Annotated in this window: 4 protein-coding genes and 1 pseudogene; 1 reads left to right on the forward strand and 4 read right to left on the reverse strand. The window is 42.9% G+C overall.

Annotated features, from left to right (window positions below):
* A partial coding sequence (locus F6K38_RS39520) for a Gfo/Idh/MocA family oxidoreductase (RefSeq protein WP_287360365.1) occupies window positions 1–215 on the reverse strand: 215 nt, incomplete at its 3' end.
* Window positions 216–259: 44 nt separating this feature from the next.
* Complete coding sequence (locus F6K38_RS39525; protein ID WP_287248758.1) at window positions 260–1,447, reverse strand: RNA-guided endonuclease InsQ/TnpB family protein; 1,188 nt, start codon at window positions 1,445–1,447, stop codon at window positions 260–262.
* Window positions 1,448–1,505: 58 nt separating this feature from the next.
* Between F6K38_RS39525 and tnpA the strand changes: the two are divergent.
* Window positions 1,506–1,902 (forward strand): annotated as a pseudogene (gene tnpA / locus F6K38_RS39530) (IS200/IS605 family transposase).
* Here the strand turns inward: tnpA and F6K38_RS39535 are convergent.
* Together F6K38_RS39535 and F6K38_RS39540 are read right to left on the reverse strand one after the other, a co-directional pair.
* Window positions 1,899–2,138 (reverse strand): hypothetical protein, encoded by a 240-nt coding sequence (locus F6K38_RS39535; protein ID WP_161603194.1) that lies wholly within the window; start codon window positions 2,136–2,138, stop codon window positions 1,899–1,901. The pseudogene tnpA and the gene F6K38_RS39535 sit on opposite strands and share 4 nt — an antisense overlap.
* 28 nt (window positions 2,139–2,166) lie before the next feature.
* Window positions 2,167–2,376: DUF1997 domain-containing protein (locus F6K38_RS39540; protein ID WP_287360366.1), on the reverse strand; the 210-nt coding region annotated here is incomplete at its 5' end.

The raw sequence follows: 2,376 nt of genomic DNA on the forward strand, positions 1-2,376 counted from the left end.
TCAAGCTCCGGGTGTTCTACCAATTGCTGCCAGGAATCCACCACTGTAGTGCCGTGGGTTTCAGCAAAATCTTGTGTTTTGGCAGGGGTATGACCACAGACCGCCACTAAATGCGATCGCGAATCCGTTTGCAATGTCTGAGCTCGTAGCTTAGCCGCAAACCCAGTACCAACAATACCAGCTTTAATGGGGAGATCAGTAATAGTTTTTGTCACAAGGAAATATCAAGGATTAAGGGTTAAGGGTGATTTTGACATACTCACCGCCCTGGAAGGGCAGTGATTCTTGACAGATCATCGGGACGCGCTACAAAAGCAGTCTTACCTTCCCTCCTTGTCCGTTTATGGTCGTGCCGATGCCCCATGCCGACCTTTTCTATGTTTCTTGCCGCATTAATGTCTCTATCTTGCTCAGCTCCGCAACTCACGCAAAGTACAGAGCGCACAGACAGATCTAATTTTCCCCATTTAAAACCACAATCTGAGCAGATTTGACTAGTTGGTTCCCAACGACTAATAACCCTAAATTCTCTTTCGTATTTTTCTGATTTTGCTTCACACAGAGTTCTAAATTCCGCCCAACCTTGTTGACTTATTACTCTAGATATTTTGCGGTTCTTTAGCATCCCTGACACATTGAGATCTTCCAAGACGATTACTTGGTTTTCGCTGACCACCTTGCTTGACAGTTTGTGTAAGAAGTCGCTTCTTTTGTTGGCTATTTCATTATGGATCTTAGCTATCCTTAGTCGAGTCAAGTTTTTCCGATTTGACCCTTTTGACTGCTTGGCAAACTTTTTTTGAGCTTTTCTTAGCTTGCGATCTAGTTTTGAATAATCAGGACTTTGAACTTCACTTCCATCGCTCATTGCAGCAAAAGTCTTGATACCTAGGTCGATTCCAATACTTTGGTTATCAGCATTGATTTGAACTGGCTCAATATCTACCACAAAACTCAAAAAATAGTTATTTACACAATCCTTAATGATAGTCACAGAACTAGGGTCATCAGGGAGGTCTCTAGACCAAACTGGTTTTACTATTCCAACTTTAGCTAGATAGACCTTGTCGCCCTTTATGGAAAATCCTCGGCGAGTTAACCTGGCTGTTTGTTTGCTAGTCTTCTTCTTGAATCTTGGAGGATTAACTTTATTTCCTTTTCTTTTACCTTTCCAGGAATCAAAAAAGTTCTTGAAAGCTACCCCAAGGTCTGCTACAGATTGTTGCAAAGGAACTACTGAAACCTCAGACAACCACTGTCTTTCTTCAGTCTTTTTAGCTTGAGTTATTACTAGTTTTTGTAATTCCCCTGACTTTAATACCTTGTCTGAGTTTTTACATATAGCCAGAGCATCGTTCCAAACTACCCGGACGCAACCAAACAGCCTGGCTAGGTCATTCTTTTGTTGGTCTGTAGGGTAGAATCGGTACTTGTACCTGGCTTTCACATGTTTTCTCCTAATTTCTCTGTACGTAGGATTATAGTGTAATCTAAAAGTTTTGACAATGGGATTCCGGAAAGAAAGGCACAGCTTGACTAGTTTGCCGATGCATTTAATCTGTGTCACCAAGTACCGCCAAAAAATATTAACGCGCCGCTTGCCTTACAGCTATAGAGGAATCATTCAAAGAAGTAGCAAAAAAAATAAATTTTAATATCAAAGAGTTCAATGGAGAGTCTGATCACATTCATGTACTCATTGAATACCCTCCAAAATTATCAATATCTCAGATGGTTAACAGTCTTAAAGGGGTTTCAAGTCGCAGATATGGACAGAAAGGGTTTTTAAAGCCAAATGGCAAAACAGCTTTGTGGAGTCCTAGCTATTATGCTTCTTCTGTTGGAGGAGCCCCTATAGCCGTACTGAAAGAATATATCAAGAATCAAGAAAAGCCGTCCTAGAAGGACGGGGCTTCAAACCCATTATTTTGGTGAACATATTCCCTTAAGGAAAGGCAAGAGGCAAGAGGCAAGAGGCAAGAGGAAAGGCAAGAGGCAAGAGGTAATAGGTAATAGGTTGGAATTAGGCAAAAATTCCCAGGACACTTACCGCGCCCCCGCCCCATCTTCCCATCTCCCCATCTCCCCATCTCCCCATCTCTCCATCTCTCCATCTCCCCATCTCCCCATCTCCCCATCTCCCCATCTCCCACACCGATGGCTAGATTAGGTGGCGGGAGCTCCTGGTGGTTGCTGCTGACTATAAATATTTGTCTGGGTGCCATTGCGAGCCCATTGACGATAATCCCACAACAGCTGGTGCATCAATGTTTGCTTAATCCTGACCAAAACGCTTTTGAGCAAACCATTGCCAGTGGTTTCTAAGATTGGCTTGGGAGTAAGGGAAAAAGGTAAGGGCACATCAACCTTGACAGT

Source organism: Moorena sp. SIO3B2 (assembly GCF_010692525.1).
GTDB classification, from domain to species: Bacteria; Cyanobacteriota; Cyanobacteriia; order Cyanobacteriales; family Coleofasciculaceae; genus Moorena; species Moorena producens.